This is a genomic window from Corynebacterium sp. CCM 9204 (genome assembly GCF_041357695.1).
Classification (GTDB): Bacteria; Actinomycetota; Actinomycetes; order Mycobacteriales; family Mycobacteriaceae; genus Corynebacterium.
This window is the reverse complement of the sequence record NZ_JAUERX010000001.1, coordinates 437,091-459,203: the sequence shown is the minus strand read 5'-3', so window position 1 is coordinate 459,203 and position 22,113 is coordinate 437,091. Positions and strand designations below refer to the sequence as shown.

20 protein-coding genes are annotated in these 22,113 nt (G+C 62.5%); 8 read left to right on the top strand and 12 right to left on the bottom strand.

The window, feature by feature from the left end; all coding sequences use genetic code 11:
• Positions 1–29: 29 nt before the first annotated feature.
• The 4 genes from QWU43_RS02020 to hisD are packed head-to-tail and all read right to left on the bottom strand — an operon-like array spanning position 30 to position 3,442.
• Positions 30–221: a hypothetical protein gene (locus QWU43_RS02020; RefSeq protein WP_370913871.1), complete on the bottom strand. Its 192-nt coding sequence runs from the start codon at positions 219–221 to the stop codon at positions 30–32.
• A 21-nt stretch (positions 222–242) separates the two neighbouring features.
• Positions 243–890: an imidazoleglycerol-phosphate dehydratase HisB gene (hisB, locus tag QWU43_RS02015; protein ID WP_370913870.1), complete on the bottom strand. Its 648-nt coding sequence runs from the start codon at positions 888–890 to the stop codon at positions 243–245.
• Between the two features lie 45 nt (positions 891–935).
• Positions 936–2,090, bottom strand: a complete 1,155-nt coding sequence (locus QWU43_RS02010) for a histidinol-phosphate transaminase (RefSeq protein WP_370917009.1) — start codon at positions 2,088–2,090, stop codon at positions 936–938.
• On the bottom strand, positions 2,087–3,442 hold the full coding sequence (gene hisD, locus QWU43_RS02005) for a histidinol dehydrogenase (RefSeq protein ID WP_370917194.1): 1,356 nt from the start codon (positions 3,440–3,442) through the stop codon (positions 2,087–2,089). The genes QWU43_RS02010 and hisD overlap by 4 nt, the downstream gene beginning before the upstream one ends.
• 219 nt (positions 3,443–3,661) lie before the next feature.
• On the opposite strand from hisD, the gene QWU43_RS02000 reads away from it, so the two are divergent.
• On the top strand, positions 3,662–4,744 hold the full coding sequence (locus QWU43_RS02000; RefSeq protein ID WP_370913868.1) for a YbjN domain-containing protein: 1,083 nt from the start codon (positions 3,662–3,664) through the stop codon (positions 4,742–4,744).
• Positions 4,745–4,748: 4 nt separating this feature from the next.
• On the top strand, positions 4,749–5,954 hold the full coding sequence (locus QWU43_RS01995; RefSeq protein WP_370913867.1) for a hypothetical protein: 1,206 nt from the start codon (positions 4,749–4,751) through the stop codon (positions 5,952–5,954).
• 13 nt (positions 5,955–5,967) lie between these two features.
• Here QWU43_RS01995 and QWU43_RS01990 read toward each other — a convergent pair whose 3' ends face one another.
• The 4 genes from QWU43_RS01990 to QWU43_RS01975 all read right to left on the bottom strand — a co-directional run bounded on the left by QWU43_RS01990 (position 5,968) and on the right by QWU43_RS01975 (position 8,936).
• Entirely contained in the window at positions 5,968–6,591 is a 624-nt protein-coding gene (locus tag QWU43_RS01990) for a hypothetical protein (RefSeq protein ID WP_370917008.1), read from the bottom strand.
• A gap of 64 nt (positions 6,592–6,655) precedes the next feature.
• Positions 6,656–6,916, bottom strand: a complete 261-nt coding sequence (locus tag QWU43_RS01985; protein WP_370917007.1) for a hypothetical protein — start codon at positions 6,914–6,916, stop codon at positions 6,656–6,658.
• A gap of 35 nt (positions 6,917–6,951) precedes the next feature.
• Complete coding sequence (gene bioB, locus QWU43_RS01980; protein WP_370917006.1) at positions 6,952–7,989, bottom strand: biotin synthase BioB; 1,038 nt, start codon at positions 7,987–7,989, stop codon at positions 6,952–6,954.
• 263 nt (positions 7,990–8,252) lie between these two features.
• The gene (locus tag QWU43_RS01975; RefSeq protein ID WP_370917005.1) at positions 8,253–8,936 is read right to left on the bottom strand and encodes a hypothetical protein; all 684 of its coding nucleotides are present in this window, start codon (positions 8,934–8,936) and stop codon (positions 8,253–8,255) included.
• Between the two features lie 290 nt (positions 8,937–9,226).
• Here QWU43_RS01975 and QWU43_RS01970 point away from each other — a divergent pair, with 290 nt between their 5' ends.
• The 5 genes from QWU43_RS01970 (at position 9,227) to QWU43_RS01950 (ending at position 17,259) form a co-directional block, all read left to right on the top strand.
• A complete protein-coding gene (locus tag QWU43_RS01970) occupies positions 9,227–9,817 on the top strand; it encodes a TetR/AcrR family transcriptional regulator (protein ID WP_370917004.1) in 591 nt (196 codons plus the stop codon).
• A 9-nt stretch (positions 9,818–9,826) separates the two neighbouring features.
• Positions 9,827–12,148 (top strand): glycogen debranching protein GlgX, encoded by a 2,322-nt coding sequence (gene glgX, locus QWU43_RS01965; RefSeq protein ID WP_370913861.1) that lies wholly within the window; start codon positions 9,827–9,829, stop codon positions 12,146–12,148.
• A 38-nt stretch (positions 12,149–12,186) separates the two neighbouring features.
• A complete protein-coding gene (locus tag QWU43_RS01960; protein ID WP_370917003.1) occupies positions 12,187–13,440 on the top strand; it encodes a hypothetical protein in 1,254 nt (417 codons plus the stop codon).
• 274 nt (positions 13,441–13,714) lie between these two features.
• Positions 13,715–16,246, top strand: coding sequence for a malto-oligosyltrehalose synthase (treY, locus tag QWU43_RS01955; RefSeq protein WP_370913859.1), 2,532 nt, complete (start codon positions 13,715–13,717; stop codon positions 16,244–16,246).
• Positions 16,246–17,259, top strand: a complete 1,014-nt coding sequence (locus QWU43_RS01950; RefSeq protein ID WP_370913858.1) for a GTP pyrophosphokinase family protein — start codon at positions 16,246–16,248, stop codon at positions 17,257–17,259. Before treY ends, QWU43_RS01950 begins: the two co-directional genes overlap by 1 nt.
• A 206-nt stretch (positions 17,260–17,465) precedes the next feature.
• On the opposite strand, the gene QWU43_RS01945 is transcribed toward QWU43_RS01950, so the two are convergent.
• From QWU43_RS01945 to QWU43_RS01935, 3 genes are read right to left on the bottom strand one after another with little or no spacing between them, the layout of a single operon-like run.
• Positions 17,466–17,864 carry an RNA-binding S4 domain-containing protein gene (locus QWU43_RS01945; RefSeq protein WP_370913857.1) on the bottom strand — a complete coding sequence of 133 codons (399 nt, stop codon included), beginning with the start codon at positions 17,862–17,864 and terminating at the stop codon, positions 17,466–17,468.
• 2 nt (positions 17,865–17,866) lie between these two features.
• Positions 17,867–18,100, bottom strand: coding sequence for a hypothetical protein (locus QWU43_RS01940; protein WP_370913856.1), 234 nt, complete (start codon positions 18,098–18,100; stop codon positions 17,867–17,869).
• Between the two features lie 26 nt (positions 18,101–18,126).
• Positions 18,127–18,768 carry a YigZ family protein gene (locus tag QWU43_RS01935; protein ID WP_370913855.1) on the bottom strand — a complete coding sequence of 214 codons (642 nt, stop codon included), beginning with the start codon at positions 18,766–18,768 and terminating at the stop codon, positions 18,127–18,129.
• Between the two features lie 37 nt (positions 18,769–18,805).
• Here QWU43_RS01935 and treZ point away from each other — a divergent pair, with 37 nt between their 5' ends.
• Positions 18,806–20,524 carry a malto-oligosyltrehalose trehalohydrolase gene (treZ, locus tag QWU43_RS01930; protein ID WP_370913854.1) on the top strand — a complete coding sequence of 573 codons (1,719 nt, stop codon included), beginning with the start codon at positions 18,806–18,808 and terminating at the stop codon, positions 20,522–20,524.
• Positions 20,525–20,558: 34 nt separating this feature from the next.
• Here the strand turns inward: treZ and QWU43_RS01925 are convergent, their stop codons facing one another.
• Complete coding sequence (locus QWU43_RS01925) at positions 20,559–22,049, bottom strand: MFS transporter (protein ID WP_370913853.1); 1,491 nt, start codon at positions 22,047–22,049, stop codon at positions 20,559–20,561.
• Positions 22,050–22,113 lie beyond the last annotated feature (64 nt).

Here is a 22,113-nt window from a genome sequence, read left to right as displayed (position 1 = left end):
ACAGCAGCCGCGCCGAAGTCTTCACCTATCTAACCCACCTCTCCCAGTAACCACAGCAACGCTGCGGCAAATGCCACAGCCGCCGCGAGAGCGCCAATGAATGTCATGACCCGGTTCTCCGCCTGGTAAGCAGCCCAGGTCCCACCGACCAAGAGGCCGGCAATGACGAACAACAGGTAGACGACCCAGTGTGCGGATCCATCCGTCTGTCCGGCTGCCACTCTAACAAGCTCCGACATTGGTTACAGCGACCCCTTGGTCGAGGGAATCCCGGTGACCCGGGGATCCGGTTCCGTGGCTGCCCTCAGTGCGCGGGCTACAGCCTTGTACTCGGCCTCGGTGATGTGGTGCGGGTCGCGGCCGTAGTGGCAGCGCAGGTGCAGGGCAATCTGAGCATGGAACGCCAGGGTCTCGAAGAAGTGACGATTGATCACGGTTGCATAGTGCCCACCGATCACGGAGGTGATCATCTGTTCAGGTTCTCCGTCCATGACGAAGTACGGACGCCCCGAAACATCGACGATCGCTTCACACAGGGTCTCGTCCATCGGGAGCTGGCAGGACCCGAAACGCCGGATCCCGGACTTATCTCCCAATGCCTCGCGTATCGCACCGCCCAGAACGATTGCAGTGTCCTCCACGGTGTGGTGCGCATCAACCTCGATGTCGCCCGAAGCATGCACGGTCAGGTCGAAGCTACCGTGGGTTCCGAATGCCGTAAGCATGTGGTCGAAGAACGGCAGGCCGGTGACAATCTCGCACCGGCCGGTGCCGTCAAGGTCAATCTCCACCGCAATCGTCGACTCCCGGGTGGCACGCTCCACACGGGTGCGGCGGTTTTTCCCGGAGCCGGAGGGTCCATCGGTGGTGATGTGGTTCAGATCTGCCATGGGTGAGTTCTCATTCCTCGTGACCAGTGTTGCCGGATGATTGTGTTACGGAGTGGTTGTGGAAGCGGCATCGCCGATACCGGTTGCGGCCGCGATATCGCGGGCCGCGGCGATGAACGCGTCATTTTCCGAGTCAAGGCCGATCGTGGCACGGAGCCGGTGCGGGACCCCGACGTCACGGATGAGCACCCCCGCGTCGAGGAATGCTCGCCAGGCCGCGCCCGCGTCATCGAAGTGCCCGAAGAAGATGAAGTTCGACCGGCTCGGCACGACATCGTAGCCAATCTGCTCTAGTGCAGCGACCACGCGGTCACGTTCCGCCGCGATCCTCGCGACCGTCGCCAGGGTGTCCCCCGAATGCTTGAGTGCCACGATCGCCGCAGCCTGAGACAGAGTGGAGAGGTGGTACGGGAGACGCACGAGCATGACCGCATCGATGAAGGCCGGAGCCGCAACGAAGTATCCGAGACGACCACCTGCGAAGTCGAAGGCCTTGCTCATCGTCCGGGATACCACCAGTCGGGAGGGGAATTCCTCGATGAGTTCCACTGCGGAGGGCCCGTCATTGAACTCGGCGTATGCCTCATCAACTATGACGATGCCCGGCGCGGTTGCTGCGATCCGGCGAATGTCGTCGAGGGAGGTCACGTCACCGGTGGGATTGTTCGGGGTGGTCACGAACACGACGTTAGGCTGGAGACGCCTGATCTCGGACAGCGCTGCATCCATGTCTATTCGGAAATCGGCACCGCGTTCACAGCGTAGAAACTCGGTATGCGTGCTTGCGGACAGGATCGGGTGCATGGAATAGCTGGGCACGAATCCGAGAGCCGTACGGCCGGGGCCGCCGAAGGCCTGGAGCAGTTGCTGGAGAACCTCGTTGGATCCGTTGGCGGCCCACAGGTTTTCCCGGGTCACGGTGATGCCGGTCTGCGCGGTGATGTAGGCCGCGAGATGATCGCGAAGCTCAACACAGTCACGTTCGGGATACCGGTTCAGCTCTCCCGCGAGGCGTTGGATGGTGTCCACCAGATCCTCGATCAACGCATCGGACGGCGGATAGGGGTTTTCGTTGGTGTTCAGCCGCACGGGGACGTCAAGCTGCGGCGCGCCGTAGGCGTGTTCGCCGCGCAGCGCTTCCCGGAGCGGCAGGTCCGCGAGGGTGGTGGACGCGGCGAGCGGTGTGGTGACGTCGGTCATCGATTGTCCTCAGTGGTTGATGCTGCGGTTGTCTCGGTGGGCAGATTCTCGAAGCGGGCGCGTATCGCTTCTCCATGGGCGGGCAGATCTTCGGCGTCGGCGAGCGCCACGACGGTACCCGCTATGTTCTTGAGCGCGGATTCGTCGTAGTTGATGAGGTGCACGGCCTTGAGGAAGGTTCGGGTGTTCAGACCGGATGAATGGCGTGCGGTTCCGGAGGTCGGCAGGACGTGGTTGGACCCCGCGGAATAGTCACCGAGTGGCACCGGTGCATAGGGGCCGACGAAGATGGCGCCCGCATTGCGGATCCGGCGGGCCACGTCTGCGGCGTTCTCTGTGTGAATCTCCAGGTGCTCCGCGCCGTAAGCGTCAACGACACGGATACCGGTGTCAAGGTCATCGACGAGGATGATGCCGGATTGAGGTCCGGTCAACGCCTGAGCTACCCGTTCGGCGTTGCGGGTGACACCATAACGGGCGGTGACCTCCCGATCAACGGCCTCTGCAAGTTCCCGGGAATCGGTGACCAGGACACTCGCCGCCATGACATCGTGTTCCGCCTGGCTGATCAGGTCATAGGCGACGTGTACCGGATCTGCGGTGTTATCCGCAAGGATGGCGATCTCCGTCGGCCCGGCTTCGGAGTCGATGCCGACCACGGAACGGCAGAGCCGTTTCGCTGCGGTAACAAAGATGTTGCCCGGGCCGGTGATCATGTCGACGGGCACCAGCTCAGCTCCCTCCTCATCGCCGTAGGCGAGCAGCGCGATCGCCTGCGCCCCGCCGATGGCCCACACCTCGTCGACACCGAGCAGCGCGCAGGCGGCGAGGATGGTGGGGTGGGGCCAGCCACCGTGTGCGGCCTGCGGGGGCGAGGCGACCACGAGCGTGTCGACGCCTGCCTCCTGTGCGGGGATGACGTTCATGATCACGCTTGACGGGTAAACGGCGTTGCCACCGGGCACGTAGAGACCGACGCGCTCGACGGGGATGAAGCGTTCCTCGACGATACCGCCAGGACTGAGCTCAACCGTGTGTCCCTCTGGAATCTGTGCCCGGTGGACCTGTCGTACCCGGTCGATGGATTCCTCGAGAGCCCCACGAACCTCCGGGTCGAGGGTGTCCACTGCACGGGCGATGACGTCGGCTGGCACCCGGACACTCTCCGGGATGATTCCGTCAAACTTCTGGCCGTATGCGAGGGCTGCGATGGCTCCGTTGTCCCGGACATCGGCGACCAACGGTGCGACCACCCCGAGGACGGAGTCGACGTCGGTGCCGCCTCGGGGCAGAGTCCTCCGCAGATGACTGTTGGTCGGGTTCTGTCCGGTGAGATCGGTGAGCGTGAGCATGGGCATTGACTGCATCATCCCGTCGTGTGTCTGCGGTGAAAGGTCACACCCCGGTGCCCCCGGATGCGGTGCGGGGGCCGTGGTGCTTTCAGCGGTCATTGTATTCTCTCCCGACAGCGCAACGACCATGGGGACACCGGATGAGGACGGTGCCGACGCATCGCCGCGTATATTGGCGGAGAGGTCTACGAGGTCACACGGTGAGGAGTGGAGCAGATCATGAGCGACCGCGCCGGGGGCCAGCCGGGCCCCACGAACATCGGCATGGAGGACGTGATCGCAGCCGTCAGGGCGTGTGACTACCGTTTCCGCACCGGGGACGGGCGTCTACTACTGCCTTGGGCGGATCACCGGGTTCTCCTCTACATCGGTAGAGTCGAGGCGCGGGTACTCATTGCGGAGGGGGAACTGCGCCGCACGCTTGATCTCTCCGACATCAATGCAGTAGCGCGCACCATCAACTCGTGGAATGCGGAACGGATCAATCCGACAGCCCTGCTGCACATCACCGATGACGGTGCGGTGTCCATCCGTTTCCGAATATCACTGCCCATCGACGCTGGTGCCACCGATGAGCAGTTGCGTACCTTCATCCGTACGGCGATGCAGGTCATAGAACTAGCTGTTGACCGGCTGTTGACCGAATTTCCGCAGATCAAGGCCACAGGCGATGAACCGACATCACCGAGTGCACAGGATTCCGGTGCACTCCACGGAACACTACCGTTTCAGACCGGTCCAGGTACCAGCGCAGAAGAAAAGAGGGAATCGCCCGTGCAGGAACCAGAGTATCCGGAGGAAGATCACGACATCAGCGACGGGATCAACGGGAACGCCACCGGAGGTAACGGTCTTCCCGATCCTGAGTCGCCCACACCGGTTGATCTCCCCAGACTGGAATCGACACTCAATGAACTGGGGATCCACGGAATGCACCGCGGCGAGAGTTGGCTCGCCACGACGGTCAATCGGGTGCTCGTCGGGTTGCACCTGGACAACGGCCCGTCCCTGATACTTCGGGGACTGTGGGATCCGGGCCTTGATCCGGACCGGGACTTCATGCGGCTCTTCCTCTGCTGTAACACCTGGAATGAAAAATCTGCGCTGACGAAAGCGTACTGCCACACCGACGACGACGGACTTCAGGTTCGGGTCGAGATGTCGGTCCCCACGGCAGCGGGACTGACCTCCGCACAACTCCGGCACACGCTTTCTCTGGGGCTGCGACGGGTACTGTTCGCGGTCGGTTCCATCAGCGAGGATGTCACGGGATCCTCGGTGGTGGAGTGGCCGGAAGATTGAACCCGTGACTTCTCCTTCCGCCGACGGCGACTCCTCCCTCCCGAGCATCCCGGGGGATGCATCCGCGCTGTTCTCCGACGGGTATGACACGGTGTTCTCCCGGCAGACACCCCCCGGCAAGCTCAATCGTGGATTGCGTCGGACACTGCTCCGGATACTCGGACCTGCGCCGTTCCGGGCTGTGCGCAGACTCCGGAACCAGACACCGGAACCCGTTCGTCCCCTGAGCGTCGATACCCTCACCGGGGTACTTGACGCACTCGGGATCCGTCATACAGTGATGCCGGACCGTATCCTGATAGCCTGGCCGACAGTCCGGAGTGAGCTTCTCCTACTCAGTGACAACGGTGGTCTGCATCTCGTACTGAGGGGACGGCTCCGCGGACGGACCGGCGTGGAGCAGCTCCCCCTGCTTCAGGACGCACTGTCTCTGGGAGATGAGCGTTCCCTGTTGGTCTGCTTCTACCCGGCCGTCGCCGCAGACGCCACCCTCAGCGTGCGCTTCCACACGTCCCTGTGCGTGGAAGCCGGTATCAGCAGAACCCAACTGCGGACCTTCCTCGAGCGTGCTCTGGTCCTGGTGATCACCGGATGCCTGACCCTTCTCGACGAGTTACCCGTCCTCGCAGGTCCCCGCGTGGATGCATCGGAACTCCTTCGTTCCGATTCCGTTGAAGCCACGCAGCCGGTCGAGGGAATCGTGATTCCGCCCCGCGTCTCAAAGCCGGTTGAACTCTCTCTCCCGGAGCCTCTGGACTTGTACCGTCTCCGGCTCATCCTCGAGGAAGTCCGTGGTGATGCCGAACCCCATCCCCACTACCGTGCTCTGGCGCTGCGGATCAACGACGTGGACATCCATGTCACGGTGAACACGACCACCGCCGCAGGCCCCGGTGACGTCATCATCATCGCCCGCTGGACGGTCCGCTGGGATGGTCCGCCGACCGATGCGTTCGGTGAAGCTGCGATGGCATGTGCCGCTTTCGACCGACGCTGTCCAACGGTCAACGTCCGGGCCGCTCTCGTCGGTGCGCCGAACACCGAGCCAACCAGCCGGGACACCGAACGGGTCATCGTGTGCGCGGTGGCGCTGTTCCCTGCATCCAGCGGGGCCACCGATGCCCAGCTCAAATCAGCACTCGAATGCGGTATCACGGGTGTCGTCGAAGCTGTCACCGTGATCCGGAAGGTGCTCTCCGACCCGATCTAGGACTAGGAGAATCTCATCCGTCTCCGCGATCGCGTGGCTGACCCGGACGGACGAGCACCGTGGCTGACCAGTAACTCAGCAACGCCAGATAGGGGGAGATAATCGCCCCCCAATCGAGGTCGACACGGGGCACCAACTCATAGTCCTGCCCAATCTCCAGGGCATCCGGTGCAGGGGGCTGATGCACCAGATGAGCGACGACGTCGCTGATACCAACGAGAGTGAACGCCCCGAGGAGAGAACAGAGCGTCACCCACGCCAGCATTTTCGGTCCGAGTAGCTCGGGTGCCCGGAAGAACGCGACCAGCGCCACGATGATCCCGAGGATCGAACTGCCCGTGATCATCCCCAACCACGTGTCGAACTCCTGTGATCCGGGAGACACGAGAATGATGTTCGCGTCCTCTGCGATCCGCGCCGTATAGACCGGACGGAACACCCCCGAGAGAACTCCCGCCACAAGAGACAGAATGAGGGCCAACGCGAGGATCCCCGCGTAGGAACCGGTCGCCCGACTCACGCGGGGCAACAGATGCCTGACCTGACTCCGGCGCGCGGGTTTCCCACGCTCCGGAGTCAGGAACTCGGTACCGTCCGGGGTGTCCTTCAATCCGTCGGAGGAATGGGGAAGGTTCATGGACGTCCAATCTACGCGGAAAAGGGCATCATCCCGTAACCCCCGGACACCGCCCCGGTTGCGGTCAACGTCGACCGAGGTACGCGGAGTCGACACGACCGTGCCGGGAACAGGCGGCGTCCCAGCCATCAGGTCGAATCTGAACGATCATCCGCCGACCACAAAGCTGACAGTACCGCGGGGCCTCGAGACCAGCGCGCGCGGAGGGCGACAAGCGAATCTCTTCTCCCTCGGCAATGCACTGGCCGGTGTTCGGATGATAGACAGGTGAAGCTCCCGTAATCAGGGCCTCAAGAAGATCATTGTTGTCCGCGACACGGGCCATGTTCCATTCCCTTTCGGTATTCGCTGTCGGACTCGCTAACAGGTGGAGTTCAGCGCCTTGATGGGCAGTCGGAGTTTGCCCATCATCTCAAGATCCTGCTCCTGTGGACGCCCGAGTGTGGTGAGGTAGTTACCCACGATAATGGCGTTGATGCCACCGAGTAGCCCCTGCTCCGCCCCGAGATCCCCGAGTGTGAGCTCACGGCCACCCGCGAACCGTAGGATCGTCTTCGGTAGCGCGAGTCGGAAGGCACCGATGGCACGCAGTGCGTCCTGGGCCGGCATGACCTCGTAATCCGCGAACGGGGTTCCGGGGCGTGGATCAAGGAAGTTCATCGGGACCTCTGTCGGATCAAGCGTCGCGAGATCCTGCGCGAACTCGGCGCGCTGCTCGAGGGTTTCCCCCATTCCGAGGATTCCACCGCAACAGACCTCCATACCCGCTTCCTTGACCATCCGGAGTGTGTCCCGGCGGGTCTCCCACGAGTGGGTGGTGACAACCTGGGGGAAGAATGATCTGGCGGTCTCGAGATTGTGGTTATACCGGTGCACACCGGCGGCTGCGAGGCGATCGACCTGCTCCTGCGTCAGGATTCCCACGGACGCCGCGACCTCGATCTCAACCTCGGATTTGATCGCCGCGACAGCCTGCTCCAACTGTGATAGCAATCGCTCGTCCGGCCCCTTCACCGCTGCGACGATGCAGAACTCGGTGGCCCCGGTCTTCTGTGTCTGCTTCGCTGCTTCCACAAGGGCCGGAATATCCAGCCATGCTGACCGCACCGGGGACTCGAACAAACCCGATTGCGAACAGAAGTGGCAGTCTTCCGGACACCCTCCCGTTTTGAGGGAGATGATGCCCTCCATCTCGACTTCCTCACCACACCACTTCAGTCGGACCTCATGCGCGAGTTCAAGCAGTTCGGACAGTCGATCATCAGGAAGCTGCAGTACTGCGAGAGTCTCGTCCTTGTTCAACCCCATTCCACCTTCGAGAACCTTCTTCCGCGCGACCGCGAGAATGTCACCCTGCGCATGCTCGGGTGCATCGTTGTCGATGGTTGCCTTGGTCATCTTTGGGCCCTCCTGGGTGTATGGACTAACTTCGTTCACCAGATACTCGTCAAGATTGAGCTGGTGGCCGCTCAAAATTCAAGGGTACCGGCTCCCTTGAACACTGTTCAAGAAATAGCCCGTCACCTTACACGGATGACCCGATCCGGGGGGAACTCTCATCATCCCCATAACATGAAAACAACCCCCTACCGGAACCACCAGGGTTCGTGCAGGGGGTTGTTATGGAAGAGCCAAAGGCACCTTTGCGGGCGTCAGGTCACTCAGTCACACAGCTTCCAGGCACCGTCCTCTTTCAGGAACCGCATAGTTCCCGACTCAACATGACCCCCCGTGGCAGTGGTGACCGTCGCGGAGGCTGTATTTCCGTCCACCTTGACATCCTTCACGCTCTGCACTTCAGCCTTGCGGCCCTGCAACTCAGGAATGGCCTCCATCGGAATATCCGGGATCTGGTTCAGATCGAATGCCTCGCGACCGCCCTGCGCCTGGAGAACGGACCGGCAGGTGTTATCGAGGATACCCCCAAGGTAGCTCTTCAAAGTGGGACCCCATGCAACGCTCCGGGCCAGAGATTCGATCTCTTGGGTCTCCTCCGGAGTAGCGGGGCGCCCTCCCTCAACCGGTGCGGCCGGCTTCGGAGACGGCAGAGCCGCCGCCGCAGCAGCAACAGCGGCAGCGGCCTCCTGCTCCTGCGCAGGAGCAGGAGCAGGCTCCTTCCCTGAAGATGTTCCTTCCGGCTTCGGCATCTCCTCGGACTCGGTACTGCTGCTCGTGGTTGAGGTGGAGGTCTCGGTCGACGTCGTAGTGGATGCCGACGTGGAGGTCGACGTCATCGATCCCTCCGCATCATCTCCGTTCGAGCTGCATGCCACCATGCTCATGGAAAGCGGAGCGATCAGTGCGGCTGCTGCAATGGTCTTCTTTGCGAGACTGAGACTCGGCACGGGTGGTTCTCCTGACTAGTTCATTCGGACGGCACGGAGAATATCCGCGCCCTGATCTGATGTTTCACAAGATCTAGCATTCCCACCCTAACAACCTGACCCCAGATTGCCAGTTGTTTTTCCTTAAACTTGAGCAATCTTTGACTGACTGTCAGATGTGCGGCACCGATCTGCGAAACCCAATGACATAGATCCACTGGAACCACCCCGGACAGACCACCTTCTCGTCCCCGGGAACCCCCTGCTACCCAATCCGCCTCAACGAACCTGTGGACGGCTATCGTGGCAGTGTGCAGTTGACCCGTGAGTCCATCATCTCCGCCAGCCTCGAGATCGCAGACACCTATGGCCTAGCGGACATGACCATGCGCCGGGTGGCCCGACAGCTCGAGGTCGCCCCAGGCGCCCTCTACTGGCACTTTCCCAGCAAACAAGCACTCATCGCGGCCATCGGGCAGGCTATTTGTGCTCCGGTTCTCGAAAGCACCCCCGATGTCATCGCCGACACATGGCCGCAAGCAACCCAAGACATCTGCGCCCGCCTCCGGTCCGTACTCCTGGATCACCGCGACGGAGCGGAAATCGTCTCCGCAGCACTACCCGATCCAACTCTCCGCACCGCCCTCATCAACACCATTTCTGCAGCTCTGAACGTTGGAAGTGAACTCGGTCCGAAAGCCTGTGAAACCGGAGCCACGACTCTTCTCCACTTCATCATGGGCGTGACACTCCACGAACAATCCGTGATGGCACTGCGACTGGCCACCGTATCCGACCCGCACAGTGAACAACATTCTCCCTGTGACCTAGCTGAAGAAGAAGCTTTCCGGCGGGGTGTGTCAGTTGTGCTGAAGGGACTTGGCGCACCGTGCGATATATGATTGCTGACCATGACTAGTTCCACCGCAGACGCCCACCAGGTTTGGCCCGGCGACGCCTATCCGCTCGGCTCCACATACGACGGAGCCGGCACCAATTTCGCTCTTTTCTCCGACGTCGCGGAAAAGGTCGAGCTGTGCCTGCTCGATGAGGACGACAACGAAACCCGTATCCCGATTGAGGAAGTCGATGCCCACACATGGCACTGCTACCTCCCCGGTGTACAGCCAGGACAGCGCTACGGCTACCGCGTTTACGGCCCCTACGATCCGGCCAACGGACACAGGTGTGATCCCAACAAGCTGCTCGTCGATCCCTACGCCAAAGCCTTCGACGGTGAGTTCGACGGTCACCCATCGTTGTTCTCCTACGACATCACTGATCCGGAGGACCTCAGCAAGCGGAACACTGAGGATTCCCTCGGGCACACGATGACCTCTGTCGTCATCAATCCCTTCTTCGATTGGGCGAATGACCGAGCCCCGAAAACGCCCTACCACGAGACGGTCATCTACGAGGCCCACGTCAAGGGCATGACAATGACCCATCCCGATGTCCCGGAGAATCTCCGTGGCACGTACGCCGGACTGGCCCACCCCTCGATCATCGAGTACCTGCAGGATCTCGGTGTGACCGCTATCGAGCTGATGCCCGTCCACCAGTTCCTACAGGATGACCGGCTCCGCGAGCTCGGACTGCGCAACTACTGGGGATACAACACCTTCGGTTTCCTCGCGCCACATCAGGATTACGCGGCCGCCACGAAGCCCGGTGGTGCTGTCAGCGAGTTCAAGGGAATGGTCCGGGCATTCCACGATGCCGGTATCGAGGTCATCCTCGACGTGGTCTACAACCACACTGCCGAGGGCAATCACATGGGCCCGACCATCGTGTTCCGCGGCATCGACAACGCCGCCTACTATCGGCTCGTCGAAGACGACAAACGGCACTACATGGACTACACCGGTACCGGAAACAGCCTGAATGTCCGTCATCCGCACACTCTGCAGTTGATCATGGATTCGCTGCGCTATTGGGTCACAGAGATGCACGTCGACGGCTTCCGCTTCGACCTCGCTTCGACCCTCGCCCGCGAACTCCACGATGTGGACCGGCTCTCCGCATTCTTCGACCTCGTTCAGCAGGATCCGGTGGTCAGTCAGGTGAAGCTCATCGCTGAGCCCTGGGACATCGGCGAGGGCGGCTATCAGGTGGGCAACTTCCCACCGCTCTGGACTGAGTGGAACGGAAAGTATCGGGATACCGTTCGTGACTTCTGGCGTGGTGAGCCCGCGACCCTCGGTGAATTCGCCTCGCGGCTAACGGGATCCTCAGACCTCTACGCCAACAACGGCCGACGCCCCACCGCGTCGATCAACTTCGTCACCGCCCATGACGGCTTCACCCTCAACGATCTGGTGAGCTACAACGAGAAGCACAATGACGCCAACGGCGAAGACGGACGCGATGGGGAGAGCCACAATCGCTCCTGGAACTGCGGAGTCGAGGGTCCATCTTCAGATTCTGAGGTGCTGCAGCTCCGTGCACAGCAACGCCGGAACTTCCTGACGACGCTGCTGCTCAGCCAGGGCACCCCGATGATCGCCCACGGTGACGAGATGGGCCGCACCCAGGAGGGTAACAACAACGTCTACTGCCAGGACTCCGAACTGTCCTGGATCGACTGGGAACAAGCCGAGGACAACAAATCCCTGGTGAACTTCACTCGCAGACTGCTGCGGATCCGGGCTAATCATCCAGTGTTCCGTCGGCGCCGCTTCCTCGCCGGTGGCCCACTCGGTGATGACGATCTCCGTCAGCGTGACATCGCATGGCTCGTACCATCCGGAAAACTCATGACGCAGGCTGACTGGGACTTCACCTTCGGTAAGTCTCTGATGGTCTACCTCAACGGCGACGCTATAGCGGAGCCCGGCGAACGAGGCGAGCGGATCACCGATGATTCCTTCATCATGTGTTTCAACGCGTACCACGAACCATTGGAGTTCACTCTCCCGGGTAAGCGCTTCGGAGTCCGCTGGCGCCTGATCGTCGACACCGTCGAAGAAACTGGCTACCCGCTGGAGGAGGAAGTCATTGAAGCCGGTGGAAAGATCACCGTGTCTGCACGTTCCACGATGATCCTCAAGCAGATGGTCCCACCGGAAACAGATACGGAGCTGGAGGAGGACGCCCACACGCCGAACGCATCTCCGGGCTGCGTGCACGGAACGGACGATGATATGCCGGAGTCGAAGCCGAGTAATCTCGGAACCCGCCGGACCGTATCTTCCGAGGATGACTACCGCGATCGAACCGGGGACTACGTCTGATCCCGTCCCACATCATCAGCATCGAGAGGTGAACCCACGTGATCGCAGCCCACGGATGTTCGGTCATCGTCACCGGTCAACGGGTGACGGTACACAATGATCCACTGCTGACGGCCCTCCGTGGTCCCGGGCCCGAGATCCCGCTGGCGTCGATCACCGATGTCACCGTCATCCCGGGTGACTCCGTCACCTGCGCCAGGGTTCTCCTCGAAGGCTCCGGTGCTGAGATCGTCTTCAGTCCGAACCAGACAACGGAACTGCAGCGGTTCGTCGATGCCCTCGCAGCCGCGGGGAGCGGCGACCTACCGGATGTCGAGATTCCCGGTCTGGATTTCTCAGCGATCCACGTCAAACATGACATATCCTGGGACGGGATCAGTGGAATTGGTGTAGCCAGCGTCCGAAACGGTGTGGTCGTTGATTCCACCGAGTGGACTTCCACCGGAACAACCGGATCTGCTGCGGAAGCTCTCATCGCCGCACTCGGAGAGTACCTCACAGACCGTCCTGGGCCTCTCGTCGCTCATAACGCCTACCGGCAGGCGACGGCTCTCATCCGTACTCTCCGTTCCACCGGAGCCTCATCAGTGTTATCGGGGTGCCCGCTCGGTTGTACCCTGGCTATCGCACGTGAGGTGCGCCCCGATGACACTGACCATTCTCTCGGTGGCCTGTGCACGACATTCGGGATCCCGGAACCTGATTCAGCCGCCGCTGCCGCGGAAGCCACAGCTCGGATTCTCGTCCTCCTTCGCGATAGTCGCGGAGGGACAGCCTCGGGTACCACCGTGGATGAGATACACACTGGAGCTGGATTCACCCTCGGGCGTGTTGAGGATGAACGGGTCTGGCCTGTTCTGGTCACCGCACCCGGGAAGGCGCCCCGTACCGCGTCATCCCACTCCGGCCGTAGCGAAAAGGAAAGGGGTTCCAGGGCGGTGCCTTGGGCGAAGGTAGCAGTACCTGACACCATCCCCGAACCGAATCCGGACGCGGACCACGAGGGGCTGCTCTTCGGCCAGAACGTGACCCTTTCCGGCGATTTCGGAGCCTTTGACAAGGGGCGACTCTGGCAGGAAATCGCGGAGGCAGGCGCGACAGTGGGTAAGAACGTGACTAGGAAGACCACGATTCTCGTCTGCGGTGAATGGGGAAAACCGACGTCAAAACAGAAGAGAGCCGAAGAACTCATCTCCAAAGGCCAGGAAATCGCACTCTGGTCGGCGGAACAGCTCTACACGACCCTCGGCCTTGACCCCGCGGAAGAAGAAGACCTACAGCCCCCGTTCTGACGTTTGGGAGGAACCTCGTACCCGTTCTCAACCGGGTCTGCCCACCTCCCGCTCCCATCAACAGGTTGCGCGGCCAAGATTCCGGCCTGGGTGTCCTACCTCGACCCGATCCATCGAGATGACGGTTTCCTGTCTCCCTTGAGTACGATCCGTGGGACTTTCCGTGATGTCACCATGTTTCCTTCCACGCCGTGCTTACTCGCCTCGCTTCGCGGGCTACAGTGGTGGACGCATGCGCCCCGGTGCCCGTACCAATCCCCCATCCAGGAGAATCATGACCCGCCGTCCCATCACTGCCACCTATCGCCTGCAGCTTCGAGGCCCCGATGCTGATCCCTCCGGGCGGTCCTTCGGTTTCGCCGACGCCGAGGCGGTGGTTCCGTATCTGGCACGACTGGGGGTCAGTCACCTCTATCTTTCCCCCATACTCACCGCTCCTGCGGATTCCGCGCACTCCTACGATGTCATCGATCCGACCGAGGTTAATCCGGCATTCGGCGGTATAACCGGTCTGCGTAGTCTCGCGGAAACCGCCCGGGAACACGGGCTCGGGCTCATCATCGACATCGTCCCAAATCACCTGGGCGTCGACGATCCCCGTCAGAACACCTGGTGGTGGGATGTGCTGAAACTCGGTCGCGACAGCGAGTATGAGAGCTACTTCGACATTGACTGGCATAACGACAATGGTGCGGGTGGGAAACTCGGATTGCCGGTTCTCGGTGCCGAGGATGACGCCGAGAAACTCACCCTGGATGAGATCGACGGTGAACCCGTTCTCCGCTACTACGACAACGTCTTCCCGGTCCGTCCAGGCACGGAGAATGCCGGTGATCCTGTCGCAGTCCATGACGCCCAGAGCTACCGTCTGATGTACTGGAAGTCCGGGATCATCGGTTACCGCCGTTTCTTCTCTGTCAACGGGCTCGCCGGGGTCCGCCAGGAGGATCCGGTGGTATTCGAGCACACCCACCGTGTCCTGTCCCGGCTGATTGCGGAAGACCTCATCGACGGTGTCCGGGTCGACCACCCTGACGGATTGTCCGACCCCTTCTCTTATCTGGGACGCCTGCGGGCCTTGATCGGCGAGGACCGCTGGCTCGTCGTCGAAAAGATCCTCGGTGTCGATGAACCCCTCGATCCTCGCCTCGATGTCGACGGAACGACCGGGTACGACGCATTGCGCGAGCTGGACGGCGTCTTCATCTCCCGCGATGCGGAAGACACACTCTCGATGCTGGCGATGCAACAATCTGGCTCCGCATGGGACGAAGCCGCGGTAACCGCCACGGAACACGCACTCAAGCGGTCCGTGGCCGCCGATGAACTGGCCGCGGAGATCCGCCGGTTGGCCCGGGCAGTTCGCCGCGACAACTTCTCAACCGCCGGCGACGGAGTGAGTGAGGGGGTACTCACGGACACGATTATGGAACTTGTTGCCGCGATGCCCGTCTACCGCGCCGACTACATCTCATTGTCCAGGGTCACCGCGACCGTCGTGGCGGAGATGACCCGCCGGTTCCCCTCCCGTCGGGATGCTCTCGACCTGATCACCGCCGGCCTGCTCGCGGATGGGGAAGCTGCCGTCCGCTTCGCGCAGGTGTGTGGTGCAGTGATGGCCAAAGGCGTCGAAGACACCACCTTCTACCGGGCCTGCCGTCTCGTCGCTCTGCAGGAAGTCGGCGGCGCACCTGGGCGCTTTGGAGTCGGCCCCGCGGAGTTCCACTTGCTCCAGCAGGAACGCAGTGTGCTCTGGCCCCGGACGATGACCACATTGTCCACCCATGACACGAAACGTGGCGAAGACGTGCGCGCCCGGATCATCGAGATGACGGACATCCCCGGTGACTTCGCTGAACTCGTCCGCGAGGTCACCGCCATCACACCACCGCCGGACGGCGCAACGGGGCATTTCCTCCTGCAAAACCTCATCGGGGTGTGGCCCGCAGACGGCGAGATGACAGATTCCGTCCGTGAACGTTTCCAGGCGTACGCCACTAAGGCGATCCGCGAGGCTGGGGTCCACACCACATGGACCGAGGTCAACGAGAGTTTCGAACAATCGGTCTCAGACTGGATCGACGCGCTCTGTTCCGGACCTGCGACCGACCGAATAGCGAGCTACGCCCAACCGCTCGCAGCAGCGGCCGTCCAGATCACCCTCGGAAGAAAGCTCCTGCAACTGATCGGCCCGGGTATCCCCGACGTCTACCAGGGAACCGAGTTCCTGGATGATTCCCTGGTGGACCCCGATAACCGGCGATTCGTCGATTACACGGCGCGAAGTCAGACCCTGGATCTCCTCACCACGGCGAACAGTCCCGTCACCGCGGTCTGTGATTCCGCGGTGTCCGCCGGTGTCTCCGTTCCAACCTCGCGCACTGACAGTGGGAGTCTCGCGCTCACCCCGGAGGAGGCCGAGGACACATATCCGCATCTCCGGGTCCGGGCGAGCATGGCGAAACAGGCTGTCGTCCAGGCAGCACTGGAGGTCCGCCGCGACCATCCCGACTGTTTCGTCGGCGGTGATTACCAGGCGGTCTTCGCGGTCGGCCCCGCCGAATCACACGTCGTCGGTATCGCCCGCGGTCCGGAAGAACGGGATGTCCAGGTCATCGCCCTCGCGGTCCGTCGTCCCCTGCGTCTCGCCACCGCCGGTGGTTGGCACGGAACCACGGTAACCCTTCCCGAGGGAACCTGGACCGACCGCCTGACCGGGAGGACGTTCACCGGCGTGCAGGCTGCCACGGATCTGTTCACCCTTCTTCCAGCAGCTCTTCTGGTCAGGGAGCCCGGAGAGCGCTGATGGGAGGACGTGCCAAGAGAATCTCCGAACTTGGCCAGCGCTACGCGGACTGGGTCCGTGCCCACCCGCGTGCTGCGGCTGAGTTCCGGGACGTGATCGAGGACCTTCTCGCGGAGTCCGGTGTCACCTATGACCGTGTCTCCGTACGGGTCAAAGAATGGCGTTCACTGAAGGCCAAGGCCTACAAGACAGACGGCGTTGGTAAACCTATCTACCCCGACCCGTGGGCAGACATCCACGACATCCTCGGTGTCCGGGTCACGGTGTACCACTCCACGGAGATCCCCCAGGTGATCAGTGTTCTGCGGGAGGCGTTCACCGTCCACCGATCGGTGGACAAGACAGCGGAAACCAGGGTATCCGGTTCCTTCGGATACGGCTCCCACCATCTCATCGTCAGCGTCGATGGAACAAGCGATACGGCATCCGAACTCACCGACTACGCGGGACTCCGGTTCGAGGTTCAGGTGCGTACCGTCCTGCAGCATGCGTGGGCGGAATTCGAGCACGATATTCGGTACAAGGGCGGGGGGCAGAGCCTCGATCCACGTGTCGACCGGGCGTTCACGCTGACAGCGGGCCTGATCGAACTGGCAGACCAGCAGTTCGACCTCATCGCCTCAATCCAGGGTGACGCACCCGGGTCCACCGGTGACGTGGAGCTATCCGCCGAGACTCTCCCCGGAGTACTCGCGGTTCTCGTGGGAAACCGTTTCCCCAGGTCCAAATTCGAGTACTACGTATGGTTGGAGGAGATCCTCGCCGCGAACGGAATCACCACCGTCGGAGAACTACGGCATCTTCTCGATGAGACGGACATCGACGCGGTGCAGAAGTGCATGCGCTACCGGTTCACCCCCGGCCAGGTGCGGATCATCGATGATCTGCTACTGCGTCGTTTCGGCAAGGAACACATCGAACGAACAAAAAAGACAGGTACCCGCGCGGCGAGCCGGGCCGCTCGGCTCAGGCAACGCCTTAAGGTAATGGAAGCTGATCACATCATCGGCTGACTGAACGGACACACTGCAACGACACCGCAGTACATCTGCGGCATCGGATACAAGGAGTAGATGAATAACATGAGTTCCATCCAGAATTTCCCCGACCTCGCCGACGCCATCCACGTGTGGGCATTGTCCGTAGCGGACTTCTTCCGCGGGTTCGGCGCCAACTTCCCGCCCGCAGGCTCCAGCATGTGAGCTGCGATGTGAGACGGTCAGGGAGCTCTACCGAGCAACCGGTCCGTCTCCCGTCGTTCCCGCTTCGTCGGGCGCCCGGCTCCCCGGTCACGTCGCGGCACCGAAGCGAATACCTCCTTCGGCGGTGGCGGCGGCGAGTGGTCAATGTAGCAGGTCCTGGCAACCGCGGCACCGACACGTTTCCGGATGGTGCGAGTCACCTCGACCTCATACAGTCGATGGTTCACCCACACCCTGACACGATCACCCGGAACAATCTGCTGGGCGGGTTTCACCGCTCCACCGTTGACCTTCACATGTCCCGCCTTGCAGGCTTGACCGGCAGCCTGACGGGTTTTCAGTAGCCGGACCGCCCAGACCCACGCATCAACGCGAACCGGCCCGGTCTCTTCCACGGATTGCGTGCCACCGGCCATCGTCAGTAGTCATCCCGATGGCTTGTGATCGCCTGGATGCGTCGCCAGTTGTAGAACCCCCCGACGACCGCGACGATGAGCCCCAGGATCAACCAGAACCAGCTCGACGCGACGAGCGCCAGGACAATGCCTCCGACGACGCCACCACCGACACACACCACACCGGCCCGCGCGTGTTTCCGGACCGCGTGTTTCCGCTGTTCAATCGGGTTCCTCGGATATTTTTCAATACTCATGGGAAACAAGTCTATCGGTCACTCCGTCAAGGGAGTTCAATCCACTCCGTGCCCAACCGTTCCGGCGCCACGGTTCCCTGTGTCACGGACGCCAGGGTTCCGGTCAGCACCTCTCCGCCCCCGGGTTCCACCGCGAGGTGGATTGTCGCCTGCGCCCCGTAGTCGGTACCGGTCACATCGATCCCCCGGTTACGCAGTTCTGATTCCAGACGGCCCGCGTCAGCATGACCTACAGTCACCGCGTACAACTCACGCCGCGCCCGGGTCACCACCGGAACTCGCTCCAGTACACCGGACACCGCGTCCGAGTAGGCGCGTACCAGCCCACCTGTTCCGAGCTTGACGCCGCCGAAATAACGGACGACGACCACCGCGACGTCGAGAAGACCCGATCCACGGAGTACCTCCAGCATCGGCGCACCAGCGGTTCCCGACGGTTCCCCGTCATCACTCGAGCGCTCGACCGGATTCGCACCATCCACGTGGTGGATGTAGGCGCTACAGTGATGGCGAGCATCCGGGTACATGCCACGGACCTCGGCGATGAACGCCCGTGCCCGTTCCTCATCCGCAGCCCTGGTGATCAGGGTAATGAACCGGGACCGTTTGATCTCGAGTTCGGTGGTGGTGACCACATCAGGAGCGGGAAGGCGGTACATGAACTCCATTGTGCCGGAACTAGCAGACTCGCCTAGCCTTGGGTGCATGCGAAACTTCTCAGTCTGGGCCCCCTACGCCGACGACCTCCAGCTCATCGTCGACGACACCACCCACCCGATGCGGCAGATCGATGACGGCTGGTGGACACCGGAGACACCCCTGATCCCGGAACCAGGTATGCGTTACGGGTACCGGGTCTACAAGGACAACGAATGGTCCGGTCCGTGGCCCGATCCCAGGTCCACCGAGCAACCGGACGGTATCCACGGACTTTCCCGCGTCCCGGAGGACACCTACCCGTGGTCCGACAGAGACTGGACGGGCCGTGATCTCCCCGGCCAGGTGATCTACGAACTCCACGTGGGCACCTTCTCCCCCACCGGCGATTTCGCAGGTGTAGTAGACAAACTCGACCACCTCGTCGATCTGGGTGTGACCACCATCGAACTCATGCCGGTTCAGCCTTTCGGCGGCAACCGGAACTGGGGTTACGACGGCGTGCTGTGGCACGCGGTCCATGCGGGCTACGGCGGTCCCGAAGGACTGAAGAAACTCGTGGACACCGCTCACAATCGGGGTATCGCAGTGATGCTCGACGTGGTTTACAACCATTTCGGCCCAGACGGAAATTACAACGGATTCTTCGGCCCCTACACCGCCGGTGGCTCCACCGGCTGGGGTGACGTGGTCAACCTCAACGGACCAGACAGCAACGAGGTGCGCCGGTACATCATCGACGCCGCACGCGGCTGGTTCGAGGACTTCCACGTCGACGGGTTACGCCTCGACGCGGTGCAGGCCTATCACGATCCGGGTGCCCTGCATCTACTGGAGGAACTGCAGATCATGGCTACCGAGGTATCCGCAGCGACAGGTGTGCCGCGCAGTCTCATCGCCGAATCGGATCAGAACGATCCCCGCCTGGTCACCGCACGCCAGGCCGGTGGTTACGGTATCGCCGGCCAGTGGGACGATGACATCCATCACGCACTGCATACCCTCGTCTCCGGGGAACGCCACGCCTACTACGCGGACTTCGGCACCACTGAGGTCCTGGCAAAGACACTGCGGGAGGTGTTCCTCCACGACGGCACGATGTCGACGTTCCGGGGCAAGCGCCACGGTCGTCCGGTGAACCGGGAGTTCACCCCGGCTAGTTCCTTCGTCACCTACACCACCACGCATGACCAAGTGGGCAACCGGGCCACCGGGGACCGGCCAAGCATGAACCTCTCCCCCGCCCAGCAGGTACTCAAGGCTGCGACAATCCTCACCTCGCCCTACACCCCGATGCTGTTCATGGGAGAGGAGTTCGGTGCGACGACGCCGTTCGCGTTCTTCTGCTCCCACACCGACGACGAGCTGAATCGACTCACCGGTGAAGGCAGAAAGCGCGAGTTCACCCGCTGGGGCTGGGATGAGCAGGAGATCCCGGAGCCCTCCGATCCCGCGACGTTCGAAGCCTCGAAGCTGGACTGGGACTTCACCACCGAACAGTGTGGCATCCTCGAGGCCTACCGGACGCTGCTCCGGCTCCGCCACGAGCACCGGCTCGCACGCCCGTGGCTGCCTGACGTCGGCGTCACCCACGGTGACCGGTGGGTGGCGGTCGACCGTGGCGACGTGGTGTTCGTGGGTAACTACTCCGACCAGCCGATCGAGGTCGAGGTCGGCGGTGAACTGATCTACTCGTTCACCGCGCCCGAGGTCCAGACAGATACGACGACGCTGGATGCCTGGGGCTTCGCGCTCATCAAACGCTGACTCCCGCTCAGCGAGAAAGATGCTTCCTGCGGTCTCAGTCCGACTCTCGCAGAGTCCGGTTCGCGACGAGAACGGTCAGGAGCGCCACGAGCGCGGCGACCGCGCTGGCGGCGACGACCCCGTAGCGGAACGCCAGGTCCGCGGCGGCGATGAGGTCGGTGTTCCCGCCCGCCAGATGGTGGGCGCGCACGAGGGAGTCTCCGGCGGTCTCGGGGAGATCGGTTGTCACGGCCAGCCGGTGGCCGAACACCCCCATCACCGTCGCGCCGAGTACCGCGGTACCGAACGCCCCACCGAGCTCGTAGCCGGTCTCTGACAGTGAGGCGGCGGCACCGGCGCGCCTGGGTGGTGCCGCTGTGAGGATGTAGTCGTTGCTGACGGGGTCGATCATGCCGCAGCCGATGCCGAGGACCGTGAATCCGATAGCGAGCCACGGGCCCGAGCCGCCGAGGTGCTCCCCCATGCCGAGGGCGTCGGCGGCGAAGATGACACTCGCCACGGCGGCGAGGATCAGTGCGGCGACGAGCAGGGGGCGGGGCGGGATCCGCACCATGAGCCGACCGGTGACCAGCGTCGCGAGGACCGAGGCGATCAGCCCGGGGAACATGAGCAGACCAGCGGCGAGCGGGGTGTATCCGAGCACCGTCTGCAGGTACTGGGAGAGGTAGAACAGCACCCCGATGTAGAGGAACATCGACACCCCGTTGATGACGACGACCGTCGCGTAGACGCGGTTGCGGAGGAGCTCGACGTCGATCAGCGGTGTCTCCGTGGTCCGTAGATGCCGGACGAGCAGACGGGCGGAGACGACGCACACTGCCGCGCACGCGAGGACCCAGACGTCGATCCCCTCGACGGGCACGACCTTCACCACATAGACGAGGGTGAACAACGCGAGAATACTCAACACGGCGCCGGGGCCGTCGAATGCCGCACCGTTCTTCCCGGCGGACGCCGGGAGACTCACCAGTCCCCCGACGATGATCACGGCGACGAGTGGCACGTTGATGAGGAACACGGAACCCCAGTGGAAGTGCCCGAGCAGATAGCCGCCCAGCACGGGGCCGATGGCGGCACCCACGGCGTACACCGACACCCACACCGATACGGCACGTGCCCGTTCCCGGGAGTCGGTAAACATCTCCCGGATGAGCGACAGCGTCGACGGCATGAGCGTCGCCCCGGCGGCACCCTGGAGTGCACGCCCGACGATCAACCATTCGGGCGTCTGGGCCGTGGCGGCGAGCACCGAGGCCCCACCGAACAGTCCCGCCCCGATGAGAAGCACCTTCCGGCGTCCCACCCGGTCGCCGAGCGTCCCCATCGTGATGAGGAGCGCGGCCAGCACGAAGGCGTAGACGTCGATGATCCACAGCATCTGCGTCGCGGACGGGTCAAGGTCCGCGGCAATCGCCGGTACGGCGAAGTTGAGTACGGTGGTGTCGATCGCCAGAACAGCGATGGCGAAGCAGAGGACGGTGAGTCCCCACCAGCGTCGCGGGTGGGCCTGAGCGGTATCTGTCACGGGTTCTTCCGGGGTCGGTCCGAGTGTGCTTACCTAGTTCAGATAACACGACCGCTTCCGACCT